Source organism: Streptomyces griseochromogenes (assembly GCF_001542625.1).
Lineage (GTDB): Bacteria > Actinomycetota > Actinomycetes > Streptomycetales > Streptomycetaceae > Streptomyces > Streptomyces griseochromogenes.
In genome coordinates, this window is the sequence record NZ_CP016279.1 from 6952217 (window position 1) to 6976580 (window position 24364).

General features: G+C 72.8%; 28 protein-coding genes. 15 read left to right on the forward strand and 13 right to left on the reverse strand.

Annotation, left to right across the window (positions count from 1 at the left end):
• Positions 1-165: 165 nt before the first annotated feature.
• Genes AVL59_RS29785 through AVL59_RS29800 form a run of 4 tightly spaced genes read left to right on the forward strand, consistent with a single transcriptional unit; the run spans position 166 to position 2656 of the window.
• Positions 166-744 carry a TetR/AcrR family transcriptional regulator gene (locus AVL59_RS29785; RefSeq protein WP_067310531.1) on the forward strand — a complete coding sequence of 193 codons (579 nt, stop codon included), beginning with the start codon at positions 166-168 and terminating at the stop codon, positions 742-744.
• A gap of 17 nt (positions 745-761) precedes the next feature.
• Positions 762-1151, forward strand: a complete 390-nt coding sequence (locus AVL59_RS29790; protein ID WP_067310534.1) for a (R)-mandelonitrile lyase — start codon at positions 762-764, stop codon at positions 1149-1151.
• Between the two features lie 15 nt (positions 1152-1166).
• On the forward strand, positions 1167-1751 hold the full coding sequence (locus tag AVL59_RS29795) for a DUF4865 family protein (RefSeq protein WP_067310537.1): 585 nt from the start codon (positions 1167-1169) through the stop codon (positions 1749-1751).
• Positions 1748-2656 carry a phosphotriesterase family protein gene (locus AVL59_RS29800; protein WP_067317932.1) on the forward strand — a complete coding sequence of 303 codons (909 nt, stop codon included), beginning with the start codon at positions 1748-1750 and terminating at the stop codon, positions 2654-2656. Before AVL59_RS29795 ends, AVL59_RS29800 begins: the two co-directional genes overlap by 4 nt.
• 449 nt (positions 2657-3105) lie before the next feature.
• On the opposite strand, the gene AVL59_RS29805 is transcribed toward AVL59_RS29800, so the two are convergent.
• Together AVL59_RS29805 and AVL59_RS29810 are read right to left on the reverse strand one after the other, a co-directional pair.
• The gene (locus AVL59_RS29805; RefSeq protein WP_067310540.1) at positions 3106-4344 is read right to left on the reverse strand and encodes an ROK family protein; all 1239 of its coding nucleotides are present in this window, start codon (positions 4342-4344) and stop codon (positions 3106-3108) included.
• 48 nt (positions 4345-4392) lie between these two features.
• Positions 4393-5115, reverse strand: coding sequence for an alpha-ketoglutarate-dependent dioxygenase AlkB family protein (locus AVL59_RS29810; protein WP_067310543.1), 723 nt, complete (start codon positions 5113-5115; stop codon positions 4393-4395).
• A 78-nt stretch (positions 5116-5193) separates the two neighbouring features.
• Between AVL59_RS29810 and AVL59_RS29815 the strand changes: the two genes are divergently transcribed.
• Entirely contained in the window at positions 5194-6330 is a 1137-nt protein-coding gene (locus AVL59_RS29815) for a methyltransferase (RefSeq protein ID WP_067310546.1), read from the forward strand.
• Here the strand turns inward: AVL59_RS29815 and AVL59_RS29820 are convergent.
• The gene (locus tag AVL59_RS29820; protein WP_067310549.1) at positions 6317-7189 is read right to left on the reverse strand and encodes a class II fructose-bisphosphate aldolase; all 873 of its coding nucleotides are present in this window, start codon (positions 7187-7189) and stop codon (positions 6317-6319) included. The genes AVL59_RS29815 and AVL59_RS29820 overlap by 14 nt on opposite strands.
• A 26-nt stretch (positions 7190-7215) precedes the next feature.
• Positions 7216-8097: an SIS domain-containing protein gene (locus AVL59_RS29825; protein WP_067310551.1), complete on the reverse strand. Its 882-nt coding sequence runs from the start codon at positions 8095-8097 to the stop codon at positions 7216-7218.
• A gap of 122 nt (positions 8098-8219) precedes the next feature.
• Between AVL59_RS29825 and AVL59_RS29830 the strand changes: the two genes are divergently transcribed.
• A complete protein-coding gene (locus AVL59_RS29830; protein WP_067310554.1) occupies positions 8220-8999 on the forward strand; it encodes a DeoR/GlpR family DNA-binding transcription regulator in 780 nt (259 codons plus the stop codon).
• Positions 9000-9001: 2 nt separating this feature from the next.
• Here the strand turns inward: AVL59_RS29830 and AVL59_RS29835 are convergent, their stop codons facing one another.
• From AVL59_RS29835 to AVL59_RS29845, 3 genes are all read right to left on the reverse strand, one after another.
• The gene (locus tag AVL59_RS29835; protein ID WP_159400126.1) at positions 9002-9394 is read right to left on the reverse strand and encodes a luciferase domain-containing protein; all 393 of its coding nucleotides are present in this window, start codon (positions 9392-9394) and stop codon (positions 9002-9004) included.
• A 274-nt stretch (positions 9395-9668) separates the two neighbouring features.
• Complete coding sequence (locus AVL59_RS29840) at positions 9669-10394, reverse strand: DUF899 domain-containing protein (RefSeq protein ID WP_067317936.1); 726 nt, start codon at positions 10392-10394, stop codon at positions 9669-9671.
• 24 nt (positions 10395-10418) lie between these two features.
• Positions 10419-11435, reverse strand: coding sequence for a sigma-70 family RNA polymerase sigma factor (locus tag AVL59_RS29845; protein WP_237281725.1), 1017 nt, complete (start codon positions 11433-11435; stop codon positions 10419-10421).
• Positions 11436-11586: 151 nt separating this feature from the next.
• Here AVL59_RS29845 and AVL59_RS29850 point away from each other — a divergent pair, with 151 nt between their 5' ends.
• The 5 genes from AVL59_RS29850 (at position 11587) to AVL59_RS29870 (ending at position 15449) form a co-directional block, all read left to right on the forward strand.
• Positions 11587-12066, forward strand: coding sequence for a Rossmann-fold NAD(P)-binding domain-containing protein (locus AVL59_RS29850; protein WP_067310560.1), 480 nt, complete (start codon positions 11587-11589; stop codon positions 12064-12066).
• Between the two features lie 80 nt (positions 12067-12146).
• Positions 12147-12833, forward strand: coding sequence for an SDR family oxidoreductase (locus AVL59_RS29855; protein ID WP_067310563.1), 687 nt, complete (start codon positions 12147-12149; stop codon positions 12831-12833).
• A gap of 198 nt (positions 12834-13031) precedes the next feature.
• Positions 13032-14198 carry an MFS transporter gene (locus AVL59_RS29860; RefSeq protein WP_067310566.1) on the forward strand — a complete coding sequence of 389 codons (1167 nt, stop codon included), beginning with the start codon at positions 13032-13034 and terminating at the stop codon, positions 14196-14198.
• A 69-nt stretch (positions 14199-14267) separates the two neighbouring features.
• Entirely contained in the window at positions 14268-14618 is a 351-nt protein-coding gene (locus tag AVL59_RS29865; protein WP_067310569.1) for a hypothetical protein, read from the forward strand.
• Between the two features lie 90 nt (positions 14619-14708).
• Complete coding sequence (locus tag AVL59_RS29870) at positions 14709-15449, forward strand: maleylpyruvate isomerase family mycothiol-dependent enzyme (protein WP_067317938.1); 741 nt, start codon at positions 14709-14711, stop codon at positions 15447-15449.
• Between the two features lie 27 nt (positions 15450-15476).
• Here the strand turns inward: AVL59_RS29870 and AVL59_RS29875 are convergent, their stop codons facing one another.
• A complete protein-coding gene (locus AVL59_RS29875; protein ID WP_067310571.1) occupies positions 15477-15875 on the reverse strand; it encodes a MarR family winged helix-turn-helix transcriptional regulator in 399 nt (132 codons plus the stop codon).
• 85 nt (positions 15876-15960) lie between these two features.
• Here AVL59_RS29875 and AVL59_RS29880 point away from each other — a divergent pair, with 85 nt between their 5' ends.
• Together AVL59_RS29880 and AVL59_RS29885 are read left to right on the forward strand one after the other, a co-directional pair.
• On the forward strand, positions 15961-17451 hold the full coding sequence (locus AVL59_RS29880; RefSeq protein ID WP_067310574.1) for an MFS transporter: 1491 nt from the start codon (positions 15961-15963) through the stop codon (positions 17449-17451).
• Between the two features lie 141 nt (positions 17452-17592).
• Positions 17593-17877 carry a DUF6332 family protein gene (locus AVL59_RS29885; protein ID WP_067310577.1) on the forward strand — a complete coding sequence of 95 codons (285 nt, stop codon included), beginning with the start codon at positions 17593-17595 and terminating at the stop codon, positions 17875-17877.
• Here AVL59_RS29885 and AVL59_RS29890 read toward each other — a convergent pair.
• The 3 genes from AVL59_RS29890 to AVL59_RS29900 form a co-directional block, all read right to left on the reverse strand.
• Positions 17838-18503 carry a response regulator transcription factor gene (locus tag AVL59_RS29890; protein ID WP_067310580.1) on the reverse strand — a complete coding sequence of 222 codons (666 nt, stop codon included), beginning with the start codon at positions 18501-18503 and terminating at the stop codon, positions 17838-17840. The two genes, AVL59_RS29885 and AVL59_RS29890, sit on opposite strands and share 40 nt — an antisense overlap.
• Complete coding sequence (locus AVL59_RS29895) at positions 18500-19720, reverse strand: sensor histidine kinase (protein WP_067310583.1); 1221 nt, start codon at positions 19718-19720, stop codon at positions 18500-18502. Before AVL59_RS29895 ends, AVL59_RS29890 begins: the two co-directional genes overlap by 4 nt.
• A gap of 91 nt (positions 19721-19811) precedes the next feature.
• Positions 19812-20462 (reverse strand): TetR/AcrR family transcriptional regulator, encoded by a 651-nt coding sequence (locus AVL59_RS29900; RefSeq protein ID WP_067310586.1) that lies wholly within the window; start codon positions 20460-20462, stop codon positions 19812-19814.
• Positions 20463-20637: 175 nt separating this feature from the next.
• On the opposite strand from AVL59_RS29900, the gene AVL59_RS29905 reads away from it, so the two are divergent.
• On the forward strand, positions 20638-21675 hold the full coding sequence (locus AVL59_RS29905) for a medium chain dehydrogenase/reductase family protein (protein ID WP_067310589.1): 1038 nt from the start codon (positions 20638-20640) through the stop codon (positions 21673-21675).
• Between the two features lie 33 nt (positions 21676-21708).
• On the opposite strand, the gene AVL59_RS29910 is transcribed toward AVL59_RS29905, so the two are convergent.
• Positions 21709-22404, reverse strand: coding sequence for a TetR/AcrR family transcriptional regulator (locus AVL59_RS29910; RefSeq protein ID WP_067310592.1), 696 nt, complete (start codon positions 22402-22404; stop codon positions 21709-21711).
• A gap of 146 nt (positions 22405-22550) precedes the next feature.
• Here AVL59_RS29910 and AVL59_RS29915 point away from each other — a divergent pair, with 146 nt between their 5' ends.
• A complete protein-coding gene (locus tag AVL59_RS29915) occupies positions 22551-23006 on the forward strand; it encodes a nitroreductase family deazaflavin-dependent oxidoreductase (RefSeq protein ID WP_067317939.1) in 456 nt (151 codons plus the stop codon).
• On the opposite strand, the gene AVL59_RS29920 is transcribed toward AVL59_RS29915, so the two are convergent.
• Positions 22996-24237 carry a geranylgeranyl reductase family protein gene (locus AVL59_RS29920; RefSeq protein ID WP_067310595.1) on the reverse strand — a complete coding sequence of 414 codons (1242 nt, stop codon included), beginning with the start codon at positions 24235-24237 and terminating at the stop codon, positions 22996-22998. The two genes, AVL59_RS29915 and AVL59_RS29920, sit on opposite strands and share 11 nt — an antisense overlap.
• Positions 24238-24364 lie beyond the last annotated feature (127 nt).

A 24364-nucleotide genomic window follows, 5' to 3' on the forward strand; every position in this document is an offset into this window, starting at 1 on the left:
TCGGTTCAACTCCGTTGCGGTCAGGGTCTCGGGGTGATGTCACGAGACTCCCTCCGGCAGGGGGTCCGGGTCGTCGTGCGGCCGGCGGCCGTGCGCCTACCTCCGCGGGAGTACGACGGGGTGGCGCGGCTGCTCCCTGGGGACTGGCGGACTGTAACTACTAGTATGTACAGTGTTCTCATGAGCACCCCGGAACGACTGATCGAGTCCACCCGCGAGCTGCTGTGGGAGCGCGGCTACGTGGGCACGAGCCCGAAGGCGATCCTGGAGCGCGCCGAGGCCGGCCAGGGCAGCATGTACCACCACTTCAAGGGCAAGCCGGACCTGGCGCTCGCGGCGATCCGGCGGACCGCCGAGGAGCTGCGGGCCACCGCCGAGGGCGTACTCGGCGGCCCGGGCACCCCGTACGAGCGCATCGAGGCGTATCTGCTGCGCGAGCGCGACGTGCTGCGCGGGTGTCCGATCGGCCGGCTGACCATGGATCCGGAGGTGATCGCGAGCGACGAGCTGCGCGCACCGGTGGACGAGACGATCGCGTGGATCCGTGAGCGGATCGCCCGGCTCGTCGAAGAGGGCAAGCGACAGGGGCAGTTCGCGCCCGGACTGGACGGCGAGGAGATCGGCGCGGCCGTCCTCGCGACCGTGCAGGGCGGCTACGTCCTCGCGCGTGCCTCCGGCTCCCCCGCCGCCTTCGACGCCGGCGTCCGCGGTCTGCTCTCCCTGCTCGCACCCCGAACCCCCTGATCGGAGACCCGATTTCCGTGCACATCACCAGACGGCGTCCCGAGAGCCTGCGCGGTCCGGCGGAGCAGTTCACCGGCTCCGTCTGGCTGGACGAGATCGCCGTTCCCGCCGCCCCGTCCCGGCTGCGCGTGTTCACCGTCCACTTCGCGCCGGGCGCGCACACCGCCTGGCACCGGCATCCGCACGGCCAGGTGCTGCACGTCCTTCAGGGCGAGGGCCTGGTGCGGCGCGAGGGCGGCGCCGTGGAGGAGATCCGTGCGGGCGACACGGTGTGGATCGAGCCGGGCGAACGGCACTGGCACGGTGCCGCGCCGGGCACCTTCATGACCCATCTCGCGGTCGTGGAGGCAGCGGAGGACGGCACGAGCACCGAGTGGGACGCACGCGTGAACGACTACCCGGCCTGAGAAGGGACGCGCGACATGCACGCCATGCAATACGAGTTCACCCTGCCCGCCGACTACGACATGGGCATCGTCCGCTCCCGAGTCGCCCGCGTCGCACACCTGCTGGACGGCTGGGCGGGCCTCGGCGTCAAGACGTACATCATGCGCGAGCGCGGAGTTCACGGCTCGCCGGTGAACCAGTACGGGCCGTTCTACCTCTGGAACACCATGGAAGGCATGAACGGCTTTCTCTGGGGAGGCGCCTTCCAGCGGCCGGTCGACGACTTCGGTCGGCCGGAGATACGGCAGTGGTCGGGGCTGGCCTACGAGGAGGGCACCGACGCCGGCTCGCCCGCCGCGTTCGCCGTGCGGCGGCGGCAACCGGTGCCGGACGGTGTGGAGCTGGCCTCGTTCATGGCGGACGCGGCCGACGGCACCGGGCGGCTGGCCGCACAGGACGGTGCCGTGCTGGCGGTGACCGCCGTCGACACGCGCGCGTGGGAGCTGGTCCACTTCTCACTCTGGGCGCAGGATGCGCCCAGAGCCGAGGGCGACGTGTTCGAGGTGCTGCACCTGTCGGCGCCGGGGCGGGGTGGACTGCCGCGCGGGCGGCAGTGGTGAGCGCGGTCCGTACGGTCCTCGGTGACATCCGGCCCGAGGACATGGGCGTGAGCGACGCGCACGACCATCTCTTCCTGAGCAGCCCGCGGTTGCCGGGGCGAGAACTGTGCGACATCTCCGCCGCACGGGCCGAGCTGGAGGCGTTCCGGGCGGCGGGCGGAGCGGCCGTCGTGCAGTGGACGCCGTACGGCATGGGCCGGCGGGCGGCGGACCTGCCGGGACTGTCCCGGGCCACGGGCGTGCGGCTGGTCTGCGCGACGGGACTGCATCAAGCGGCGCACTACGACCCGGAGGCGCTCAAGGGGCTGCGCGGCAGGCTCGCCGAGGTGTTCGTCTCCGAGCTGACCGAGGGCATCGGCACCTCGGGGGTGCGAGCCGGTCTGATCAAGGTGGCGGGGGCCTTCCACGCCCTGGACGCCCACGCCCGCTGGACGATGACAGCGGCGGCCGAGGCCCACCATGCCACCGGTGCGCCGATCGCCGTGCACCTGGAACTGGGGACCGGCGCACTGGACGTACTCGACCTGCTGTGCGGGGCGTTGGGCGTGCCCGGGCACCGGGTGATCCTCGGTCACCTCAACCGCTCCCCCGACCCGGTGGTGCAGCGGCAGGCCGCCGAGTCGGGCTGCTGGCTGGCCTTCGACGGGCCCTCACGCGCACATCACGCCACCGACTGGCGGATGCCCGAGGCGGTGCGGGACCTGGCCGAGGCCGGGTACGCGGACCGGCTGCTGCTCGGCGGGGACACCGTGGTCGCCGGGGCACGCTCGGTGGACGGCGGGCCCGGGATGCCGTACCTGCTGCGCCGGCTGCGGCCACGGCTGGCGGAGGTGGTGGGCGTGGACGTGGTCGAGCGCATCCTCAGCGCCAACCCCGCGCAGGCGTTCGCCGTGGACTGGGGCTGAACTCCAGGCACGGAAGGCGGGGCGGCCGGCCTGCGCACCCGGCCGGCCCGGTCCCGGATCGTGTGTCACGGCACCGGACGGCGGGCCGCAAGCCGGCGTCCGAGGGCGGTCAGACCATGTCGTTCACCCGCTCGTGGGCGTTGGACCCGAGCGGATCGGCCTGGTGTGCGAACCTGCAGACCCGATGCCCGACCGGCACCGGGGTACGCGGGACGGAACGCCTGGTGGGATCCGGGCAGCCGATGTGCCGATGGCCTGGTCGTCATCGCGGTACGGGAGAAAACGCACGCCGCCGAGCGCGGGGCCCGGCAACGTCGAACGGATGGCGATGACGCACCGCCTCCTCCGCAGACGGTCCACCGCCGAGCGGTGCCGCGCGGACACCTCGGGGGTGGGCATCTCGACGAGCCGGATGCGGCGCGCGTGCCGGAGTTCCACGGCGGACGGTGTCACTGAAGCGCCCCCAGCGGATCGTCCAGTACCGGCTGCCATGCCAGCTCGGCCGCGCCGACCAGGCTGTTGTGGTCCAGCGTGCAGGGCAGGATGGGGACGCCGCCGCTCTGGCCCCACAGGCTGCGGTCGGCGACGACCGCGCGCAGCCGCTCGGGGTCGGCGTCGAGGAGGGTGCGGTGCAGGCCGCCGAGGATGATGCGGTCGGGGTTGAGGATGTTGACCAGACCGGCGAGGCCCAGGCCCAGGCGGTCGATGAGGGCCTCGGCGGCGGTGCGCACGGCCGGGTCGGCGTACTGGGTGCGCAGCAGGTCGTTGGCCTGCTGGAGCAGGGAGACCTCGGGGCCGGGTTCCCGGCCGGCCTCGATGAGCAGGGCGAGTGGGTCCGCCTCGACGTCCAGACAGCCCCGGCCGCCGCAGTGGCAGGGGCGGCCCTCCGGGTTGACGGTGAGGTGGCCGACCTCCAGGGCGAGGCCCGAACTGCCCGTGTGGAGGCGGCCGTCGAGGACCAGGGCACCGCCGACGCCCCGGTGCCCGGTGGCCACGCACAGCAGGTCCCGGGCGCCCCGGCCGGCGCCGTGCCGGTGTTCGGCGAGCGCGGCGAGGTTGACGTCGTTGCCCGCGAAGGCGGGGCCGGCGATACCCGCGGCGCGCACGCACTCGGCGAAGATCCGGCGCACCGGTGCGCCCACCGGCCAGGCCAGATGCAGGGGGTTGAGGGCCAGGCCGTCGGGTTCGGCGACGGCGGACGGGACGCCGAGCCCCGCGCCCACGCAGCGGCGGCCGGTCGTACGGAGGAGTTCCGCGCCGGCCTCCACCACGGAGCCCAGCACCTTCGCCGGGTCGGCGTCGACGGTCTCGCAGCCGGGCGCGGTCGCCACGATCCGCCCGCCGAGGCCGACCAGCGCCGCCCGGAAGCCGTCGGCGTGGACCTGTGCGGCGAGCGCCACCGGACCGTCCTCGGCGACCTCCAGGCGGTGCGAGGGCCGCCCCTGGGAACCGTCCGCCGCACCGGGCCGGGCATCGACCCGGATCAGCCCGAGCGCCTCCAGTTCGGCGGCGACCGCCCCGGCCGTCGCCCGGGTGACCCCGAGTTCGGCGGTGAGCACGGCCCGGGTCGGCGCCCGCCCGGTGTGCACGAGCTCCAGCGCGGGTCCGAGCGCACCGCGCCCTCGGTCCAGCCGCGCTCTCGGGGTGGTCCCTTCCCCCGCCGTCCGGGGGTCCGCCTTGCCGCTCATGAAGGCGAGTCTCCCATGATCCGCTGTCGTCGTGGCCGCCCCGGCGATCTACAGCCCGCTCACCCGCAGGGTGATGTTCAGCCGCCCGTTCAGCCCGAGCTCGGGCGGTGCCGTACCGGGGTGTACGCGGGGCACTCCGTGGTGGGCGAGCCGGGAGGGTCCGCCGAAGACGAACAGGTCCCCGCTGCGCAGCTCCACGTCCGTGTAGGGCTTCGTGCGGGTCCGCGGGTTGCCGAAGCGGAAGACGCAGGAGTCGCCGAGGCTCAACGACACCACCGGTGCGTCGGACTTCTCGTCGCTGTCGCGGTGCATGCCCATGCGGGCCTCGCCGTCGTAGAAGTTGATCAGCGCGATGTCGTACGGCTCCGCCGGCGCCGCCCGCGGCCCGAGCGCGTCGGCCACCGCGTCGTGGGCCAGTTCTGCCAGCCAGGCCGGGAAAGGCTTGACGGGGGCGCCGTCGCCGTCGAGGGCCGTGCGGACGTAGGCGTACGGGTACCAGTGCGGGCCGGGGCAGTCGGGATTGTCCCGGACGGCTCGCCCGCAGGCGGGGCACGTGTGTACGACGCCCCAGTGCCAGCCGAGACAGACCTGCCGTGCGGTCATCGTGCCGCCGCCGGGAGTGCGGACCGTGCGCAGCCCGGCCGGCGGCCGCGCCCACCGACGGCAGGCGCCGAGGAGCGCGCGCTGCCGCTCGGCGTCCAGCCACTGCGGGACGTGCACGGCGCCCGGCGCGACTTCGGCACGCTCCCTCGGAAACAGCTCCACGTCCATGCGCCCATCCTGCCCCAGGGCCTGCCCGACCGGCCCTGAGCTGCGGCTCGGCTAGCCTGGAGCACGATGAACGACCGTATGACGACGCCGTGGGGCGAGTTCGAGCTGTCCCGTTTCCCCGAGGATCCCCGCGACCGGCTGCGTGCCTGGGACGCCTCCGACGCGTACCTGCTGCGGCACCTGGCCGAGGAGGGGGTGCCGCTCACGGGCACGGTCGTGGTGTCCGGCGACCGCTGGGGCGCGCTGGTGACGGCGCTCGCGGCACACCGGCCGACGCAGATCACCGACTCCTTCCTGAGCCAGGAGGCGACCCGGGCGAACCTGGCGCGGGCCGGGGTCGAACCGGGCGCGGTGAGCCTGCTCACCACCCAGGACCCGCCGCCGGAGCGAGTGGACGTGCTGCTCGTGCGGGTGCCGAAGAGTCTGGCGCTGCTGGAGGACCAGCTGCTGCGGCTCGCCCCTGCCGTGCACGCGGGCACGGTGATCGTGGGCGCCGGCATGGTGAAGGAGATCCACACCTCCACGCTGCGGTTGTTCGAGCGGATCCTCGGGCCGACCCGGACCTCGCCGGCACATCAGAAGGCCCGGCTGATCTTCTGCGCCCCGGACCCGTCGCTGGAGCGTCCGGCGAACCCGTGGCCGTACAGCTACGCCCTCCCTGACGGCATCGGCGCGATCTCCGGGCGTACGGTCGTCAACCACGCGGGTGTCTTCTGTGCCGACCGCCTCGACATCGGCACCCGGTTCCTCCTGAAGCACCTGCCGGCCGGGACGGGCACCGGGCGGGTGGTGGACCTCGGCTGCGGCAACGGCGTGGTCGGTACCGCGGTGGCGCTGGCCGACCCGACGGCCGAAGTGCTGTTCGTGGACGAGTCGTTCCAGGCCGTCGCCTCGGCCGAGGCGACGTACAAGGCGAACGGGGTGCCCGGGCACGCCGAGTTCCGGGTCGGGGACGGGCTGGCCGGGGTGGCTCCCGGCAGTGTGGATCTCGTCCTGAACAACCCGCCGTTCCACTCCCACCAGGCGACGACCGACGCCACGGCGTGGCGCATGTTCACCGGGGCGAAGCGCGCGCTGCGCCCCGGTGGCGAGCTGTGGGTGATCGGCAACCGGCACCTCGGCTACCACATCACCCTCAAGCGGCTGTTCGGCAACAGCACGCTGGTGGCGAGCGATCCGAAGTTCGTGGTGCTCAAGGCGGTCAGGAAGAGCTAGCGCGCTGCCTGTGGCCGAGGACGCCGATGATTCGGGACACCTCGCGGGCCATCGCCTCGCGGCCCACGCTGAGGTACTTGCGTGAGTCGACGGCCTCCGGGTGGGCGGCGAGGAAGTCCCGGATCGCGCCGGTCATGGCCGCGTTCAGGGCGGTGCCGACATTGACCTTGGCGATGCCGCCGGCGACCGCCGCGACAAGGCCGTCGTCCGGTACCCCCGAGGACCCGTGGAGGACCAGCGGGACGGTCAGCGCGGCGGACAGCCGCCCGAGGAGGCCGTGGTCGAGGGCGGCGGTGCGCGTGGTCATGGCGTGCACACTGCCGACGGCCACGGCCAGGGCGTCGACCTCGGTGCCGGCGACGAAGTCCCGGGCCTGATCGGGGTCGGTGCGGGCGCCGGGCGCGTGGGCGTCCAGCGGCGGGCGGCCGTCCTTCCCGCCTACTTGCCCCAACTCGGCCTCGATCCACAGGCCCTGGCCATGCGCCCAGTCGGCGGCGGCCCGGGTCGTGGCGAGGTTCTCGGCGTAGGACAGGCGGGCGGCGTCGTACATCACCGAGCTGAAACCGGCGTCGCAGGCCTGGCGCAGCAGGTCGTCGCTCTGCACATGGTCGAGGTGCAGGGCCACGGGTACGTCCGCGCGTTCGGCGGCGGCCACGGCGGCGCGGGCGAGCGGCAGGAGCCGCCCGTAGCGGAACTTGACGGCGTTCTCGCTGACCTGGAGGACGACGGGCGCGCCGGTGGCCTCGGCTCCGGCGATGACGGCCTCGACGTGTTCCAGGGTGATGATGTTGAAGGCGGCGACGGCGGAGCGGGTTTCCGCTGCGCGGGTGACCAGCTCACCGGTGGTCGCGAGGGGCACGGCTTGGTTCCCTTCCGGACAACGGGTCAAGGAGCGAGGATCACCGAGCGGGTGAGGTGGCGCGGCCGGTCGGGGTCGAGGCCGCGGCGGGCGGCGACGGCGACCGCGAGGCGCTGGACGCGGACGAGTTCGGCGAGCGGGTCGAGCGTGCCCTCGATCCACCGGCCGCCGGTGGCGCGCACCTGCTCGGCCAGGCCGGTGGGCGCCGCACCGAGCATCCAGGTCGCGGTGCCCTCGGTGGTGATGCTGATCGGCCCGTGCCGGTACTCCATCGCGGGGTAGGCCTCGGTCCAGGACAGGGAGGCCTCCCGCATCTTCAGGCCGGCCTCGTTGGCGAGCCCGGTGGTCCAGCCGCGTCCCAGGAAGGTGAACTGGGTTGATTCCACGAGCCCTTCGGGCAAGTCGTCGGTGAGGGCCGCGCGGGCGTCGGCGACGACGGCGTCGGTGTGGAGGCCGAGGTGGGCGCGCAGAAGGGTGAGTGCGGTGGTCGCGAACCGGGTCTGGACGACGGAGCGCTCGTCGGCGAAGTCCAGCACGACGAGGTCGTCGGCGGCCGTCATCACGGGGGTGGCCGGGTCCGCGGTGAGCGCTGTCGTCCGTGTGGTGCCCCTCAAGTGCCCGAGCAGATCGAGCACTTCGGTGGTGGTACCGGAACGGGTGAGGGCGACCGTCCGGTCGTACGACCGCCCGCGCGGGAACTCGGAGGCGGCGAACGCGTCCGTCTCGCCCTGCCCGGCCCCCTCGCGCAGTGCGGCGACCGCCTGCGCCATGAAGTACGACGTCCCGCACCCGACGATCGCGACCCGCTCCCCCGGCGCCGGCAGCGCGTCCCCGTACCGCCCCGCCTCCTCGGCCGCCCGTATCCAGCACTCGGGCTGGCTGTTCAGCTCGTCCCCGACATGGCTCATGCCACACCCTCCCCTTGCTGATTGTTCTTGCAAGATATAGCGAGCTTTCGAGCACAATCAAGCATTCTGTCGAGAGTGCGGTGCGCTAGGGTCGCCGGGAAGACGGAGAACGGAGGCTGCGGATGTCCCGGGACGCCCGCTGGAAGGCGCTGCTCGAACTGCTCGTCGAGCGCGGCCGGCTGGAGGTCGAGGAGGCGGCGGCCGAACTGGAGGTGTCGGCGGCGACGATCCGCCGGGACTTCGACCAGCTCGCCGAGCAGCAGATGCTGGTGCGCACCCGCGGCGGAGCGGTCGTGCACGGGGTGTCGTACGAACTGCCGCTGCGCTACAAGACCGCCCGCCGCGCCTCCGAGAAGCAGCGGATCGCCAAGGCGGTGGCGGATCTCGTGGCGCCGGGCGAGGCGGTGGGCCTGACCGGCGGCACGACCACCACGGAGGTGGCCCGCGCCCTGGCCGTCCGCGGCGACCTGGGCACCGGATCACCGGCGCTGACCATCGTCACGAACGCGCTCAACATCGCCAACGAGCTGGCGGTACGGCCCCAGTTCAAGATCGTGGTGACCGGTGGGGTCGCGCGACCGCAGTCGTACGAGCTCATCGGTCCGCTCGCCGACGGAGTGCTCGGCCAGATCACCCTCGACGTCGCCGTCCTCGGCGTGGTCGCCTTCGACGTCACGCACGGCGCGGCGGCGCACGACGAGGCGGAGGCCGCGATCAACCGGCTGCTGTGCGAGCGCGCCGAGCGGGTCGTCGTGGCCGCCGACTCCAGCAAGCTGGGCCAGCGGGCGTTCGCCCGCATCTGCGCCGCGGAGCTGGTGGACACGCTCGTCACGGACACGGCGGTGGACGCGGACACCGTGCGCCGCTTCGAGGAGGCGGGCATCCGGGTCCTCGCGGTCTGAGGTCAGAATCCGCTGCGGTCGGCCCTCACGAACCCCGCCCCACGCTGGTCGTTGCAGCCGGTCTCCACCCGCCCGACCGGATCGGGCCAGGCCTGCTGGGCCTGGAGTGCGACGCTCACCAGGGTCAGCAGCAGGTCGACGTCGCTCGCGGCGTCGAGCCGCAGGGTGACCCACGGCGAGCCCGGCACGATCCGGATGACGCCCGAGCCTCTCAGGTCCTTGGCGAACCGGCGGATGGCCCGGTCGGTCAGCCGCAGATCGACATCCCGGTCCGAGTGGAAGTGGGCGATCTCGCCCTGGGCCGAACGCACGGCTTGCCCCAGACCACAGCTCGGGACCGCCTGTCTCAGGTCCGGCCAGGTCGCCAGTTGCGCCAGCGCGCGCAGGGCCAACATGAGGCCATCATGGCTTGCTCACCCGCTCGCAACCAGCGCGTGAGCAAGCATTAACCAACCTGTTTCCCAAACCGGTTCGGACGCCTCCCCGCCGCCCTGGCATCCCGAACAGGCTTGGAACGGCACGTCGTTGGCCCTCACAGGCCCGCTGGACACAGGAGATCACCGCTGGTCGAGGGCGGGTCGCGGGCAGTCTCGGCCGATCGGACTCCCCACGACGAACAGCCTCACGTGTGACGGATCCGCGCGTCTGTTCCCATATGTCTCGAAGGTCCTACTCGGTCTGGTCCTGGGTGGCACGGCGGGTGATGGCCAGCCACTCCGGCGCCGTCTCGGCGTCGCCGTACGCGTCGTGCCAGTTCCACCACGCGTACGGCGCGGTCTGCGGATAGCCCTCCGGTGAGTCCTCCCAGGTCTCCTGCCGCCCGAGCGCGGTCATGTCGAGATAGGTCCAGGTGTTTCCCATCGCCTCGTCACCACGGCTGTTGATGAAGTAGGTGCGGAACACGCTGTCGCCCTCGCGGATGAACGCGTTCGTGCCGTGCCACTCGTCCACCCCGAAGTCGGTGTCGAAATCGTCGGTGATCGTGTACCAGGGAATCGTCCAGCCCATCCGCGCCTTCACCCGCTCGATGTCCGGCTGCGGCGCGCGCGAGGCGAAGACGAGAGTGGTGTCGCGGGCATGCAGATGCGCGAGATTGCCGACGTGGTCGGCCACCATGGAACAGCCGCGGCACGCGTGGTCGGGCCAGCCGAAGACGCCGGGTTCGAAGAAGGCTCGGTAGACGATCAGCTGCCGGCGGCCCTGGAACAGGTCGAGCAGACTCGCCCTGCCCTCGGGCCCGTCGAACTCGTAGCGCTTCTCCACCGCCAGCCAGGGCATCCGCCGGCGCTTGGCGGCCAGTGCGTCACGGGCGCGGGTCAATCGCTTCTCTTCCACGAGCAGCTGCCGGCGCGCGGCCTCCCACTCTTGCGGCGAGACGACGGGGGGTGTCTTCATGATGACGTTCACCTTCCGGTTCGATCAGAGGTCACGGAGCGTTCGGGGCAGCCCGAACAACGGGAAGAGGCCGTTGTCGCCGAAGCGGGTGACGGAGGAGATCCGGTCGCCCTCCAGCGTGAGCACCACCAGTCCGTAGGCGTGCGCGATCGGGCTGTGGGGATCGAGGAGGTAGGAGCCGAACGCGGGCTGGCCGTTGGCCCGCGTGGGCAGCAGGCGGAGCGCCTGACCGCCCCACCAGGGCAGGGCCTGGTAGAACCCGGCGATCGCCGTGGGTCCCTGGTATGCGAGGGGCTCGGGCGGCATCGTCAGCCAGGCGTCCTCGGTCAGCAGGGCGACCAGCCGGTCGACGTCGGAGTTCTCCAGCGCGTCCACGAACCGCCCGACGAGCTCGCGTTCACGGGGTGAGCGGGGCAGCGGCGCCCGCTCCCGGTCGCGCGCGGGCCTTTCGCCGCCGAGGGCCGTACGCGCCCGCTGCAGGGCACTGTTGACCGAGACACCGCTGCTGTCGAGCAGGTCGGCCACCTCGGCCGCAGGGAATCCGAGCACGTCGCGCAGCACGAGTACCGCGCGCTGGCGCGGCGGCAGGTGCTGGAGTCCGGCCACGAACGACAGCGCCAGCGCCTCCCTCGTCTCGTAGCGGGCCTCCGGCCCCGGGGCGGTGTCCGGCAGGTCCTCCAGCAGGGCGTCCGGGTAGGGCTCGAACCAGGCCGGCTCGGAGCGGCGCGTGGGCTCGGGCACGTCCAGGGGGCGTCGGGCCGGCTGCGCGGGCCGCGGTCGGCGGCCCGTGTCGCGCAGCGCGTTCAGGCAGCGGTTGGTGGCGATGCGGTACAGCCAGGCGCGTACGGAGGCCCGCTCCCGGAATCCCCCGAGCCCGCGCCAGGCGGCCAGCAGGGTCTCCTGGACGGTGTCCTCCGCGTCCTGCACAGAGCCGAGGATCCGGTAGCAGTGCACCTGGAGCTCGCGCCGATAGGGCTCGGTGAGCTCGCGGAACGCTTCCCCGTCGCCCGCCCGGGCACGGTCCAGGGTCGATTCGATCACCACGGATTCCTCGCCTCGCCTCTTCCGGTCCTCCTCGGATACAGACACCGCGCGGGCCGGAAAGTCATCGGTGACTTCCTCGGACCGGCCGTGTCTCAACCAGTGACCGCATTCGCGGCCGCGTTTCCCCCGAGGAACGGAGATCGCCGCCATGAGGAACATTACGGGCAGCGCAATTCTGATCACCGGAGGTGATCACGGCACCGGCCGGGAGCCGGCGGAAGAGGCCCTGAAGAGACGCACGGAACGGGTGTACGCCGGTAAGGGCGTGCCCGCCGCCGTCCACGCGGTCCGCCGGCCGCACGGATCCTTCGCCGCCGGCGCGCTGGTGATCGCCGCGGGCGGCTACGAGTCGACGCCCGTCGAACGGCACTGCCGCGAAGGCCCGCGCTCCGGACCCGCGTTCGGGCCCTGCCGCGTCGGCTCGCGCATGGGACCGATGCCGCTGCCGGTGGCGCCGGGTCTCCTGAACGTGGTCTGGACGTTCGCGGTCGCCGCCCTCGTCCTCGCCCGGAGGCAGCTGCCCGCGCGAGCCGCCCTCGATGTGCCCACGGCACCGGCGGTCGTGGGACCCGGCCCGCTGACCGTCGTGGCACCCTCGGCCGTTCCCGGCCCGACTCCATCGAAGTGAGACACCAGCGCGGGACGCGTACGACAACCAGGGCCCCGCGCACCGGACATACGCGGCTCCGGCCGTGCAGGAGAAACGTCATGAGCATCCGAAACGCCCTCGTCATCGGCGCCGGCGGCGGTGTGGGCCGCGCCACCGCCGACGCCCTCACCTCGGCCGGAACCCATGTCCTGGCCACCGGCCACGAGCGGGACGCCACGGATCCCGCGCAGGTCTCCGCGCTCCTCACGGAGGCCGACCCGGACCTCGTCGTGGTCTGCGCGGGTGCGCGCCCGCGGATGGCGCCGATCGAGGAGCAGAGCTGGGAGTCGTTCTCGGCGCCCTGGCACGTCGACGTCAGGATCGCCTTCGAGGTCGGCCGCGCCGCGCTGGCCCGTCCGCTGTGTCCGGGCTCGACCGTGGTCATCGTGTCGAGCGGGGCGGCGCTGGGCGGCTCACCGCTGTCGGGGGGCTACGCCGGCGCCAAGCGGACGCAGATGTTCCTGGTGGACTACCTGCAGTCCGCCGCCGACGCCCGCGACCTCGGCATCCGGTTCGTCGCCCTGGTCCCCCGGCAGTTGCTGGTCGGCACCCGGATCGGTGAGGCCGCGGCCGAGGCGTACGCCGCCGGGACCGGCCAGTCGGCCGATGCCTACCTGAAGGAGCACTTCCCGGTGCCGCTCGGCCCCGCCGGGGTCGCCCGCGCCGTCCTCGCCGTCGCCACCGGCGAAGAACACCGCCGAAAGACCCGGCTGGCCGTGACGGGCCAGGGACTCGAGGACATCTGATCCCCGCCCGGACCGCGGCACCGGTCACTTCGACGAGGCCAGATCCTGAACCGCCCTGCCTCCGGCCGCCGGGCAACGGCGCGCATGACGCGGAACGCCACCAGGTCATGCGCGCCCCCGCACGCCCTTGCCCCGATCCGGCAACCCACCTACGCTGACTTTGTGCCGCTACTAAACAAAACCCAAACGCACAGTGTCGTGCCGGGTGCCGGACTCACTCGGCTCCGGGTCGCCATCACCGTCTTCTTCGCCCTGGACGGGTTCATCTTCGCGGGATGGGTCGTGCGCATCCCCGACATCAAGCAGCAGACCCACGCCTCCGCGAGCGCGCTCGGCCTCGCCCTGCTCGGAGTCTCCGCCGGAGCCGTCGTCACCATGACCCTGACCGGACGCCTGTGCGGGCGGTACGGCAGCCATCCGGTCACCGTGGTCTGCGCGGCCCTGCTCTCCCTCAGCGTCATCCTGCCGCCGCTCACCCACTCCGCCGCCGCCCTCGGCGCCGTACTCCTCCTCTTCGGCGCCGCGTACGGCGGGCTCAACGTGGCCTTCAACAGCGCGGCCGTCGACCTGGTGGCCGCGTTGCGCAGGCCGGTCATGCCGAGTTTCCACGCTGCCTTCAGCCTGGGCGGAATGGCCGGCGCCGGCCTCGGCGGGCTGGTGGCCGGTGTCCTCTCCCCCACACGGCACCTGCTCGGCATCACACTGGTCGGGCTCGTGGTCACCGCCGTCGCCGGACCCGCCCTTCTGCGGTACGAGGCTCCGGTGACGCCGGAACGGCGGGAGGCCGGGCCGGAGGGCGGTGCCCGGCGGGCGGGCGGCCGCACCCGCGGGCTGGTCGTCGTCTTCGGACTGGTCGCCCTGTGCACCGCCTACGGAGAGGGGGCCATGGCCGACTGGGGCGCCCTGCATCTCCAGCAGAACCTGGCGGCGTCCTCGGGCACCGCGGCCGCCGGGTACGCGTGTTTCGCGCTCGCCATGACCATCGGCCGCCTGAGCGGTACGGCGCTGCTGGAACGCTTCGGGCGGGCGCGGACCGTGATCGCCGGCGGCACCACCGCGGCGGCCGGGATGCTGCTCGGCTCGCTCGCCCCCTCCGTGTGGGCGGCGCTGATCGGGTTCGCCGTGACCGGACTCGGGCTGGCCAACCTCTTCCCGGTCGCCGTGGAGCGGGCCGGCGCGCTGGCCGGTCCCTCCGGTGTCGCCGTCGCCTCCACACTGGGCTACGGCGGCATGCTGCTCGGGCCGCCCGCGATCGGTTTCATGGCCGACTGGTTCTCCCTGCCCACCGCGCTCACCAGCGTCGCCGCGCTCGCCGCCGTGGCCGCCCTCATAGGGGTGACGACGCGGAGCGTGATGAGGGGATGACCTCGCACTGCCCGGTGCGCGCCCATCGGTGGATCACGAGCGGGTGGCGGAGGGAAGGCGCGCCGCGCGGTGGACGACCACGGCGTCGTCCGGGAACTCGTCGAGAAGGGCGTTGACGACGGGGTCCCGGTGGACCGGCTCCTCGGTCCGGCCGGGCTCGTCGCGCGGAATGGGGCCGAAGACTTCCGTGAGGTCGTCATCGAGTTGCCGCGGCGGCTGACCACCGACGGACTGATCGCCGTCGGTGGTCCCGGCGAGAACGGATTCGAGGCCTGGCCGGAGACCTGCGACGAACTCCCGGCCAGGGCGGTCGGAGTGCTCGACGGCGTCGGCCGGAACCCGCGGCTCGGCGCGTACCGGCCGGCCGACACGCCGAAGGGCGACGCTGCCGCCTCGGGTGGGTCGAAGGCCCGGGCATGACCCACCAAAAGGGCGCGGCGGACGGGAGCAGCCGGTGCCCGGCGGAAAATGAGGCCCTTCGAGCACACTTCATCCGGCACACTCGGCCCCATGGAGACTGCTGACTTCCTTCAGATCCTGGACCGGGAGGGCCGGTTGCTGGCGGCCGCCGCCGCGGAGGCGGGGACCGGCGCCAAGGTGCCGACCTGTCCGCAGTGGCAGGTCGGGGACCTGGTGCGGCACACGGGCGCCGTGCACCGGTGGGCCGCCGCCCTGGTCGCCGAAGGGCTCACCGCTCCGCCCCCGCTCGGTGACGCCCCGGACCTGGACGGAGCCGAGCTGGTGGACTGGTACCGGGACAGCCACCGCCTGCTGGTCGACACACTGGCCGCCGCACCCGCCGATGTGGAGTGCTGGACCTTCCTCCCGGCGCTCTGCCCGTCGCCGCTGGCGTTCTGGACCCGGCGGCAGGCCCATGAGACGACCGTCCACCGCTACGACGCCGAGGCGGCGCGGGGCGGCACGCCGTCCCCGATCGCCACGGACTTCGCGGCCGACGGCATCGACGAGCTGCTGCGCGGCTTCCACGCCCGCTCCAGGAGCAAGGTCCGCACGGAGCGGCCGCGCGCGCTGCGGGTGCGGGCGGTGGACGGAGGCGCGGACGCGGTGTGGACCGTACGCCTGTCGGCCGAGCCGCCCGTCACCTCGCGGGACGGATCCGGAGAGGCCGAGGCCGAACTGACCGGTACGGCGGACCAGTTGTACCTGGCGCTGTGGAACCGGACGCCGGTGCCGAGCGTGACGGGTGATCGCTCCCTCGCGGCGCTGTGGCGGGAGAAGTCCGGGATCTGACGTTCCGTCAGCCGATGCCGGTCGGTGTCAGTCGGAGGCGGTCAGCATCCGCGCCAGCACCGCGCGCTGCACGGGCCGTACTTCACCGTGCAGCGTGCGCCCCTTCGCGGTGAGCGCCACCCGCACACCCCGTCGGTCCTCCGCACACATGGCCCGCTCGACGAGGCCGTCCTTCTCCAGACGGCCGATGAGCCGGGACAGCGCGCTCTGGCTGAGATGGACCCGCTCCGAGATCTCCTGGACGCGGTAGGCACAGCCGCCGCCCGCCGTCACACCCTCGGCGAGCAGGTCGAGCACCTCGAAGTCACTGGCACACAGGCCGTGTCCGTGCAGGGCCCGGTCCAGCTCGCACTGGGTGCGGGCATGCAGGGCCAGAATGTCCCGCCACTGCTCCACGAGCGCCTGCTCGGCCTTGTTCGCCGCCATGAGCGCACCGTAGCAGAGAAACGGGATTGTTGCATCGTAATTAAATGCATTTGCATCCGATGCGCACGCATGTAGTGTCGGCGCCATGACCTCTCCGCTCACCACCCCCACGACCCCGTCGGCGGCGGTTCGCTGGACTCCCCGGCTGTGGGGCACCCTGCTGGTGCTGTGCGCCGCGATGTTCCTGGACGCGCTCGATGTGTCGATGGTCGGCGTCGCGCTGCCGTCCATCGGTTCCGATCTCCATCTCTCCACGTCGACGCTGCAATGGATCGTCAGCGGCTACATCCTGGGATACGGCGGACTGCTCCTCCTCGGCGGACGGACCGCCGATCTGCTCGGACGGCGCCAGGTGTTCCTGGTGGCCCTCGGCGTCTTCGCGCTCGCCTCGCTGCTCGGCGGGCTGGTGGACTCGGGCCCGCTGCTGATCGCCAGCCGCTTCATCAAGGGCCTGAGCGCGGCCTTCACCGCCCCCGCGGGCCTGTCCATCATCACCACCACGTTCCCGGAGGGCCCGCTGCGCAACAGGGCCCTCTCCATCTACACCACCTGCGCCGCCACCGGCTTCTCGATGGGCCTGGTCCTCTCCGGCCTGCTGACCGAGGCGAGTTGGCGCTTCACCATGCTGCTGCCCGCGCCGATCGCGCTGATCGCGCTCGCCGCCGGCCTCAAGCTGCTGCCGCGCAGCGCCCGCGAGGAGAGCCACGACGGCTACGACATCCCCGGCGCCGTCCTCGGGACAGCTTCGATGCTGCTGCTGGTCTTCACCGTCGTACAGGCTCCCGAGGCCGGCTGGGACTCGGCCCGCACCCTGCTGTCCTTCCTGGCCGTCGCCGTCCTGCTGACCGCGTTCGTGCTGGTCGAACGGCGCTCGCCGAGCCCGCTCATCCGGCTCGGGGTGCTGCGCTCGGGCAGCCAGGTCCGCGCCCAGCTCGGCGCGGTGGCCTTCTTCGGTTCGTACGTCGGCTTCCAGTTCCTGACGACCCTGTACATGCAGACCCTGCTCGGCTGGTCGGCGCTGCACACGGCGCTCGCCTTCCTGCCGGCGGGTGCGCTGGTGGCGGTGTCGTCCACGAAGGTCGGCGCGGTCGTGGACCGGTTCGGTACGCCGCGGCTGATCGCGGCCGGCTTCACGCTGATGGTCGTCGGATACGCACTGTTCCTGCGCGTCGACCTCAACCCGGTGTACGCGGCCGTCATCCTGCCGTCGATGCTGCTGATCGGCGCGGCCTGCGCCCTGGTCTTCCCCTCGCTCAACATCCAGGCCACCAACGGAGTCGAGGACCATGAGCAGGGCATGGTCTCCGGGCTGCTGAACACCTCGGTGCAGGTGGGCGGGGCGATCTTCCTGGCCGTCGTGACGGCCGTGGTGACGGCGGCCGCGCCCTCGCGCGCCACCCCGCAGGCCGTCCTCGACAGCTACCGGCCGGGCTTCATGGTGGTCACGGGCATCGCGCTGGCAGGCCTGCTGATCACCCTCACCGGACTGAGCGGCCGGCGTACCCGGCCGTCGATCGTGGTCGCCAGGTCCACCGTGGAGGAGGCGGAAGCGGAGCGCGTGGCGGTCCGCGACTGAGCGCTCCGCGGGAAGCGCCGACGGGCCGTCGATCACGCGCGGGCCCGTCGTGGCCGGCCGCGCGGTTCCCCGCCCCTTCGGGGCCTGCGCGCCCGGCGGGGCCGATTGCCCCGCCGGGCGGCCGTCTGTGAGGCTGGGGGGATGCACGGATACGGGGGACGCCGCACCAGAGCCCAACAGGACGCGGCGACAGTCGAGATCGGCTACGCGCTGGTCAGCGCCGCCTTCGCGGCGGCCGTCCTGTTCGGGGCCGTCGCCGGGCCCGCCCTGCTCTTCCCGCTGCCGCAGCTGCTGTCGACGGTGCTGCTGCGGCTCGGTCTGGCCCTGGCGCCGGTGGTCTTCTTCGCCCGGGTGGTGAGCGTGCTGGTCCGCTTCCGGCGGGAGTCTCAGCCGAGCCAGCCGGGCCGCACCAATCCCGACTCGTAGGCGAGGACGACGAGTTGGGCGCGGTCCCGGGCGCCCAGCTTCACCATCGTGCGGCTCACATGGGTCTTCGCCGTGAGCGGGCTGACCACCAGGCGGCGGGCGATCTCCTCGTTGGACAGGCCGATGCCGACCAGCGCCATCACCTCCCGCTCCCGCTCGGTGAGCCGGCCGAGGGCCCCGGCGGCCGCCGGCTCCTTGGAGCGGGCCGCGAACTCGGCGATCAGCCGGCGGGTGACGCCCGGGGACAGCAGGGCGTCGCCCTCGACCACCGCCCGGACCGCGCGCACGAGTTCCTCCGGTTCGGTGTCCTTCACCAGGAACCCTGAGGCGCCCGACCGGATCGCCTCGAAGACGTACTCGTCGAGCTCGAAGGTGGTCAGCATGACCACCTTGACCTCCTTCAGCTCCACGTCCCCGGTGATGCGCCGGGTCGCGGCCAGCCCGTCCAGCAGGGGCATGCGGATGTCCATCAGGACGACGTCGGGCCGCAGTTCGCGCACCCGGCCCAGGGCCTCCTCGCCGTCCGCGGCCTCCCCGGCCACCTCGATGTCCGGCTGGGCGTCGAGCAGCGCCTTGAAACCGGCCCGCACGAGCGACTGGTCGTCGGCGAGCAGTACCCGGATCACTGGACCTCCCTGGTGTGCGCGGGCAGTACGGCGAGCACCCGGAAGCCGCCGCCGGGGCGCGGGCCCGCCTCGATCGTGCCACCGAGCGCGGCCGCCCGCTCCCGCATCCCGGCCAGTCCGTTCCCGCTGCCGCCGGCATCGGCTCCGGTCGCGGGCCCGTCGTCGTCGATCCACAGCCTCAATGCGGTGCCGTCGTGGTCGAACCGCACGCGCGCGTGCCGCGAGCCGGAGTGCCGTACGACATTGGTCAGGGCCTCCTGCACGATGCGGAAGGCCGCGAGGTCGGCGCCGGGCGGCAGCTGCGGCGGCTCGCCCTGGACGTCGACGGTCAGGCCGGCGGCGGCCGCCTGTTCGACCAGTTCCGGCAGCCGGTCCAGACCGGGCGCCGGGGCGCGCGGCGCGGCACCGGGCGCGCGCATGGTGTCGAGGACCTGGCGCACCTCGCCGAGGGCCTCCTTGCTGGCCGCCTTGATGGTGGTGAGCGCCGCACGTGCCTGCTCGGGGTCGCTGTCCAGCAGGGCGAGGCCCATGCCCGCCTGCACGTTGATGACGGAGATGCTGTGCGCGAGCACGTCGTGCAGTTCGCGGGCGATCCGCAGCCGTTCCTCGTCCGCGCGCCGCCGGGCGGCCTGGGCCCGGTCCGCGCGCTCCCGCGCCCACTGCTCACGCCGCACCCGGACCACTTCGCAGAGCGCGACGATGACCAGCATCCAGGTGGCGACGACGATCTCCTGCCCCACGGTCGCCGCCCTGTCGCCCCGGGGCGGAAGCCAGCGGTAGAGCCACAGCGCGACCAGGGCGTGCCCCGCCCACAGCAGGCCGAGGGCCGACCATGCGGCCCGCCGGTGCCCGGTGACGACGGCGCCGAGGCAGCCGACCGCGACGGCCAGGAAGACCGGACCGTAGGGGTATCCCGCGCTCAGGTACACCAGGGTGGCCGCCGCCGTACCGAAGGCGACTGCCACCGGGTGGCGGTGCCGCCACAGCAACAGGACCGAGGCCACGAGCAGCAGCACGCGCGCGTACCCGTCGAGTTGTTCCCGGTGGGGCTGCGCGTGCGCGGCGAAGTTCGAGCCGCCGAGCACGAACACGGTCAGCAGCACGGTGGAGCGCCAGGGCAGGCGGTCGAGGTGCGGCTCCGGGTCCGCGGAGCGGTTCCACCACGGAGGCCCCTGCGGCCACCAGTGCGCGGGACCGCGCTCGCGCTGCTCTTCCATGCCCGCAACGCTAGACGCCGTCGGGACGGCAGGACGTCAGCCGGGCGAGGTGATCACGGATACTCCCCGGGGAGTACGGCCGCGCGTGCGCTCAGCCCCGGCCGGCCAGCCCCTCCACCTCGGCGGCGAAGAGCAGCTCCGGGTCGAACCCCATGCCGGTGAAGTGGCCGGCGAGTTCCAGGGAGAGGACTCCGTGCAGGCGGGTCCAGAAGGCCAGGGCACGACGCAGGACGGGCGCTGCGGCGGGGTGGTCGCCCGCCCAGCGACGGTGGTCCGCGAGATGGGAGGCGAGCGTGTCGGGCGTCGCGGGCCCGGGCTCCTCGGCCGCGCAGACGTCGAGCAGGGCGGCCATGATCTCCTGCGCGATCGCCGTGATGTCGTCCGGCGCCCGATAGCCGGGAACCGGTGTGCCGTAGACGAGGAAGTAACGCTGGGGATCCTCCAGCGCCCAACGCCGCAGCGCTCCGGCCAGGCCGGACAGGTCCGAGCCCGCGTCGGCCGCGGTGCGGAAGGTGTCCGCGAGGCTGCGGTAGCCGTCCCGCACGAGCTCGGTGATCAGATCGTCCCGGCCGCCGAAGTACCGGTAGAGCGCCGGGCCGCTCATGCCCATCTCCTTGGCGATGGCGTTGAGGGACAACCCTGAGGCTCCCGCGGTGGCGATCTGCTCCCGGGCCTTCGCCTTGATCTCTGCCCGGACCTGACTGCGGTACCGCTCCCGGGGACTCGCCGCGCCTGCCGCCATCGCCCTCACGCTCCTCACCATCGAGGGTTTCAACCTATCACTGTCGAGAGAGGGCGTAACAGACATTGCCGTGAAGGCTTGACACCGAAGGGAGGAACGGTCACTTTAGTTATAGCTTCTAACGCAAGCGAAGAGATCTAGCAGCCTTACCCCTCTCTCCGACCCGGAGGTCGTCATGGAACGCAAGGAACTCGTCGAGGTCGTCCTGCCGGGCACGGTCGAGCCGGAGGAGCTGCAGCTGCGGCACCGGGACATCCCGACGCCGGGCGCCGGGCAGATCGTGGTGCGGATGGAGGCCACCGGCGTGTCCTTCGCGGAGCAGCAGATGCGCCGGGGCCGCTACTACGACCAGCCGCCGTTCCCGTTCGTGCCGGGTTACGACCTGGTCGGCACGGTCCTGACGGCCGGCACCGGCGTCGCGCCCGGCCTCGTCGGCAAGCGGGTGGCCGCACTGGTCAAGGTCGGCGGCTGGGCCAGCCATGTGGTTCTGGACGCGGCCGACGCCGTGGAGGTGCCGGCCGGGATCGGCGCGGCGGAGGCGGAGACGCTGGTGGTCAACGGGATCACCGCATGGCAGATGCTGCACCGCAGGGCCCGGGTGCGCGGCGGCGGGACGATCCTGGTCCACGGCGCCAACGGCGGCGTAGGCACCGTCCTGGTCCAGCTGGCGCGCGCCGCGGGCCTGAAGGTGATCGGCACGGCGTCCGCGCGCCATCACGAGGCCCTGCGCGACCTGGGGGTCACCCCGGTCGACTACCGCACCGAGAACGTCCCGGCCCGGGTCCGGGAACTCGCCCCCGGCGGGGTCGACGCCGTCTTCGACCACCTCGGCGGGCGCAGCGTCATCGATTCCTGGCGGCTGCTCGCCCCCGGCGGGACCCTGGTCTCCTACGGCAGCGCCACCACCCGGGACGACACGGGCTCCAAGCAGTGGCCCGTCCTGAAGATCCTCGGCCGGGTGTGGTGGTGGAACGCGCTGCCGAACGGCCGCCACGCGTACTTCTTCAACGTCTGGGCGGGTCGCGCCCTGCACAAGGACCGTTTCCGGGCCCGGCTGCGTTCCGACCTCACCCAGGTGTTCCACGCGCTGGAGCGCGGCGAGGTCACGGCGCGGATCGCCGCCCGGCTGCCGCTCACCGAGGTCGCGGAGGCGATGCGGCTGGCCGAGTCCGGAGCGGTGGCCGGGAAGGTCGTCCTCGTCCCCGAGGCATAGGTGAGCGCGGGAGCCGGGCCCGGCCCGCGGGTGTCAGGCGCGGACCAGTCCGACGCCCTGGGCGAGCCGGGCGGCCGAGAGCCGGAAGAACGCCTCCCGGTCCTCCACGACCCGGTGGAACTGCCCGAACAGCTCGAACCCGACCAGCCCGAACAGTTCGGCCCAGGCCGCCACCAGTGCCACCGCCACCCCGGGGGGCAGACCGGGCGCGAAGTCCGCCACCATGCGCTCGGCCTCGGGGCGCAGCTCGGCCGGGAGGGGCAGGTCGTCCGCCGGACCGGGGCCCTGATGGGCGTCGCGGACGATGCCGATCAGGAGCAGACCCACACGGGAGGCGGCCGGGACGGTGGACTCGGGTGCGGAGTAACCGGGCACCGGCGAGCCGTAGATCAGCGCGTACTCGTGCGGATGGGCGAGCGCCCAGCCGCGCACCGACTCGCACACGGTCGTCCAGCGCCGCACGGGGTCCGCGCCGGCCACCTTCGCGTGCGCCCCCTCCGCCGCCTCGCCGAGGGAGTCGTAGGCATCGATGATCAGCGCGGTCAGCAGGTCGTCGCGGCTCGGGAAGTAGCGGTAGAGCGCGGAGGAGACCATGCCCAGCTCACGGGCGACGGCACGCAGGGAGAGCTTGGCGGCACCCTCCGCGGCGAGCTGTCTGCGGGCCTCGTCCTTGATGGCGGCGGTGACTTCGGTCCTGGCCCGCGCGCGGGCGCCCTGTGCGGTGCTCATGGCAGCAGTGTGCCACGCGGTCAGAGCGGTGCACACAAACGAGAGCGCTGAACAAATCAGAGAGCACTGCTCTTGATTTGGAGCACCTGCCTCCCCCACACTGAAGGCAAGCGAGAGCACCGCTCTCCCGAACAGTGGGGGTCACCATGTCGTCGTCTTCGCCGTACTACGTCGAGAGCAGCCCGATGACCGTGCGCGTGAACGGGATCGTCGGCTGGCTCGCCCGGCACGGGCTCAGCCTCGCGGGGAACGCCGAGCTGTCCGTGCGCGGCCGCAAGAGCGGCAAGATGCAGCGCGTCCCGGTCAACCCGCACACCAGCGAAGGCGAGCAGTACCTCGTCTCGGCGCGCGGTCACTCCCAGTGGGCGCGCAACATGAGAGCCGCGGGCGGCGGAGAGCTGCGGGTGGGCCGGAAGGTGCGCGCGTTCACCGCGGTGGAGCTTCCCGACGAGGAGAAGCTCCCGGTCCTGCGGACCTACCTGGAGAAGTGGGGCTGGCAGGTCAAGGAGTACTTCGCGGGTGTCACGGCCGGTTCCTCCGACGAGGAGATTCTCGCGATCGCCCCCGACCACCCGGTCTTCCGGCTCACCGTCACGAAGTGACGGCATCCTCCGCCGGGGCGGCCGGCTCCCGGTCCAGCGCGGTCAGGGCGCGCTGGGCGATGGGGCGGGAGCGGACCAGCTCGCCCAGGGACGTCGAGCCCTGTGTGATGTCCTTGAACGCCTTCCAGGCGGGACGGAAGCCCGTGAGGACCGCGTGGAAGATGCCGGGACGGCGCTCGAACGCGGCCAGCATGCGCTTGCCGACGCTCATCTCGACGCCGAGCCCCGCCTTGATCGCGAACGCGTAGTTGAGGGCCTGGCGACGGGTGTCGACGGCGTCGTGCGCCTCGGCGATCCGGACCGCCCACTCCCCCGCCAGCCGGCCCGAGCGCAGCGCGAAGGAGATGCCCTCACGGGTCCACGGCTCCAGCAGCCCCGCCGCGTCACCGCAGACCAGCACCCGGCCGCGGGAGAGCGGCGAGTCGTCGGCACGGCAGCGGGTCAGATGCCCGGAGGAGATGCTCGGTTCAAAACCGGCCAGGCCCAGCCGGGCGATGAAGTCCTCCAAGTAGCGCTTGGTGGCGGCGCCTTCGCCACGGGCCGAGATCACGCCGACCGTCAGCGTGTCGCCCTTCGGGAAGACCCAGCCGTAACTGCCCGGCATGGGGCCCCAGTCGATCAGGATCCGGCCCTTCCAGTCCTCGGCGACCGTCTCCGGGACCGGGATCTCCGCCTCCAGGCCGAGGTCGACCTGGTCCAGCTTGACTCCGACGTGCGCCCCTATCCGGCCGGCGCTCCCGTCGGCGCCGACGACCGCGCGGGCCAGCACGGTCTCCCCGCCCTGCAGGACCACCGCGACCGTGCGCCGGTCCGGCACCGCGGAGCCGTGCTGCTCGACCCGCTGCACCGCGACGCCCGTGCGCAGCTCGGCGCCCGCCTTCTGCGCGTGCTCGACCAGCTGCTGATCGAACTCGGGCCGGTTGATCAGCCCGAACAGCATGTGCTTGGAGCGGCGGGTGCGGGTGAAGCGCCCGTTGTTCGAGAACGTGACCGCGTGCACACGGTCCCGGAAGGGCAGTTCGAAGCCGGGCGGCAGCGCGTCGCGCGAGGGGCCGATGATGCCGCCGCCGCAGGTCTTGTAGCGGGGCAGCTCGGCTCTCTCCAGCAACAGCACACGCCGTCCCGCGACCGCCGCCGCGTAGGCCGCCGAAGCCCCCGCGGGTCCCGCGCCCACCACGACGACGTCCCACACCCGCTGCACGTCGTCCGCCGAAGAGTTCTCGCCGCTCACGATGGTCTACTGCTCCGATCAAGCCGCTGCCGCACCTGTCCCCCCGCATCCTACGGCGGCCGTCGTCGCAGGCAGCTGTGGGAGGATCGGTCTATCTCAGCAGTTCAACGTCGCACCCACGAGGAGC

Excerpts from the sequence above, each read along its gene's own strand:
- AVL59_RS29785 (WP_067310531.1), top strand. The coding sequence starts at position 166 with ATGTACAGTGTTCTCATGAGCACCCCGGAACGACTGATCGAGTCCACC.
- AVL59_RS29795 (WP_067310537.1), top strand. The coding sequence starts at position 1,167 with ATGCACGCCATGCAATACGAGTTCACCCTGCCCGCCGACTACGACATG.
- AVL59_RS29805 (WP_067310540.1), bottom strand. The coding sequence starts at position 4,344 with ATGAGCGGCAAGGCGGACCCCCGGACGGCGGGGGAAGGGACCACCCCG.
- AVL59_RS29810 (WP_067310543.1), bottom strand. The coding sequence starts at position 5,115 with ATGGACGTGGAGCTGTTTCCGAGGGAGCGTGCCGAAGTCGCGCCGGGC.
- AVL59_RS29815 (WP_067310546.1), top strand. The coding sequence starts at position 5,194 with ATGACGACGCCGTGGGGCGAGTTCGAGCTGTCCCGTTTCCCCGAGGAT.
- AVL59_RS29825 (WP_067310551.1), bottom strand. The coding sequence starts at position 8,097 with ATGAGCCATGTCGGGGACGAGCTGAACAGCCAGCCCGAGTGCTGGATA.
- AVL59_RS29830 (WP_067310554.1), top strand. The coding sequence starts at position 8,220 with ATGTCCCGGGACGCCCGCTGGAAGGCGCTGCTCGAACTGCTCGTCGAG.
- AVL59_RS29835 (WP_159400126.1), bottom strand. The coding sequence starts at position 9,394 with ATGTTGGCCCTGCGCGCGCTGGCGCAACTGGCGACCTGGCCGGACCTG.
- AVL59_RS29840 (WP_067317936.1), bottom strand. The coding sequence starts at position 10,394 with ATGAAGACACCCCCCGTCGTCTCGCCGCAAGAGTGGGAGGCCGCGCGC.
- AVL59_RS29850 (WP_067310560.1), top strand. The coding sequence starts at position 11,587 with ATGAGGAACATTACGGGCAGCGCAATTCTGATCACCGGAGGTGATCAC.
- AVL59_RS29855 (WP_067310563.1), top strand. The coding sequence starts at position 12,147 with ATGAGCATCCGAAACGCCCTCGTCATCGGCGCCGGCGGCGGTGTGGGC.
- AVL59_RS29870 (WP_067317938.1), top strand. The coding sequence starts at position 14,709 with ATGGAGACTGCTGACTTCCTTCAGATCCTGGACCGGGAGGGCCGGTTG.
- AVL59_RS29875 (WP_067310571.1), bottom strand. The coding sequence starts at position 15,875 with ATGGCGGCGAACAAGGCCGAGCAGGCGCTCGTGGAGCAGTGGCGGGAC.
- AVL59_RS29880 (WP_067310574.1), top strand. The coding sequence starts at position 15,961 with ATGACCTCTCCGCTCACCACCCCCACGACCCCGTCGGCGGCGGTTCGC.
- AVL59_RS29885 (WP_067310577.1), top strand. The coding sequence starts at position 17,593 with ATGCACGGATACGGGGGACGCCGCACCAGAGCCCAACAGGACGCGGCG.
- AVL59_RS29895 (WP_067310583.1), bottom strand. The coding sequence starts at position 19,720 with ATGGAAGAGCAGCGCGAGCGCGGTCCCGCGCACTGGTGGCCGCAGGGG.
- AVL59_RS29900 (WP_067310586.1), bottom strand. The coding sequence starts at position 20,462 with ATGGCGGCAGGCGCGGCGAGTCCCCGGGAGCGGTACCGCAGTCAGGTC.
- AVL59_RS29905 (WP_067310589.1), top strand. The coding sequence starts at position 20,638 with ATGGAACGCAAGGAACTCGTCGAGGTCGTCCTGCCGGGCACGGTCGAG.
- AVL59_RS29910 (WP_067310592.1), bottom strand. The coding sequence starts at position 22,404 with ATGAGCACCGCACAGGGCGCCCGCGCGCGGGCCAGGACCGAAGTCACC.
- AVL59_RS29915 (WP_067317939.1), top strand. The coding sequence starts at position 22,551 with ATGTCGTCGTCTTCGCCGTACTACGTCGAGAGCAGCCCGATGACCGTG.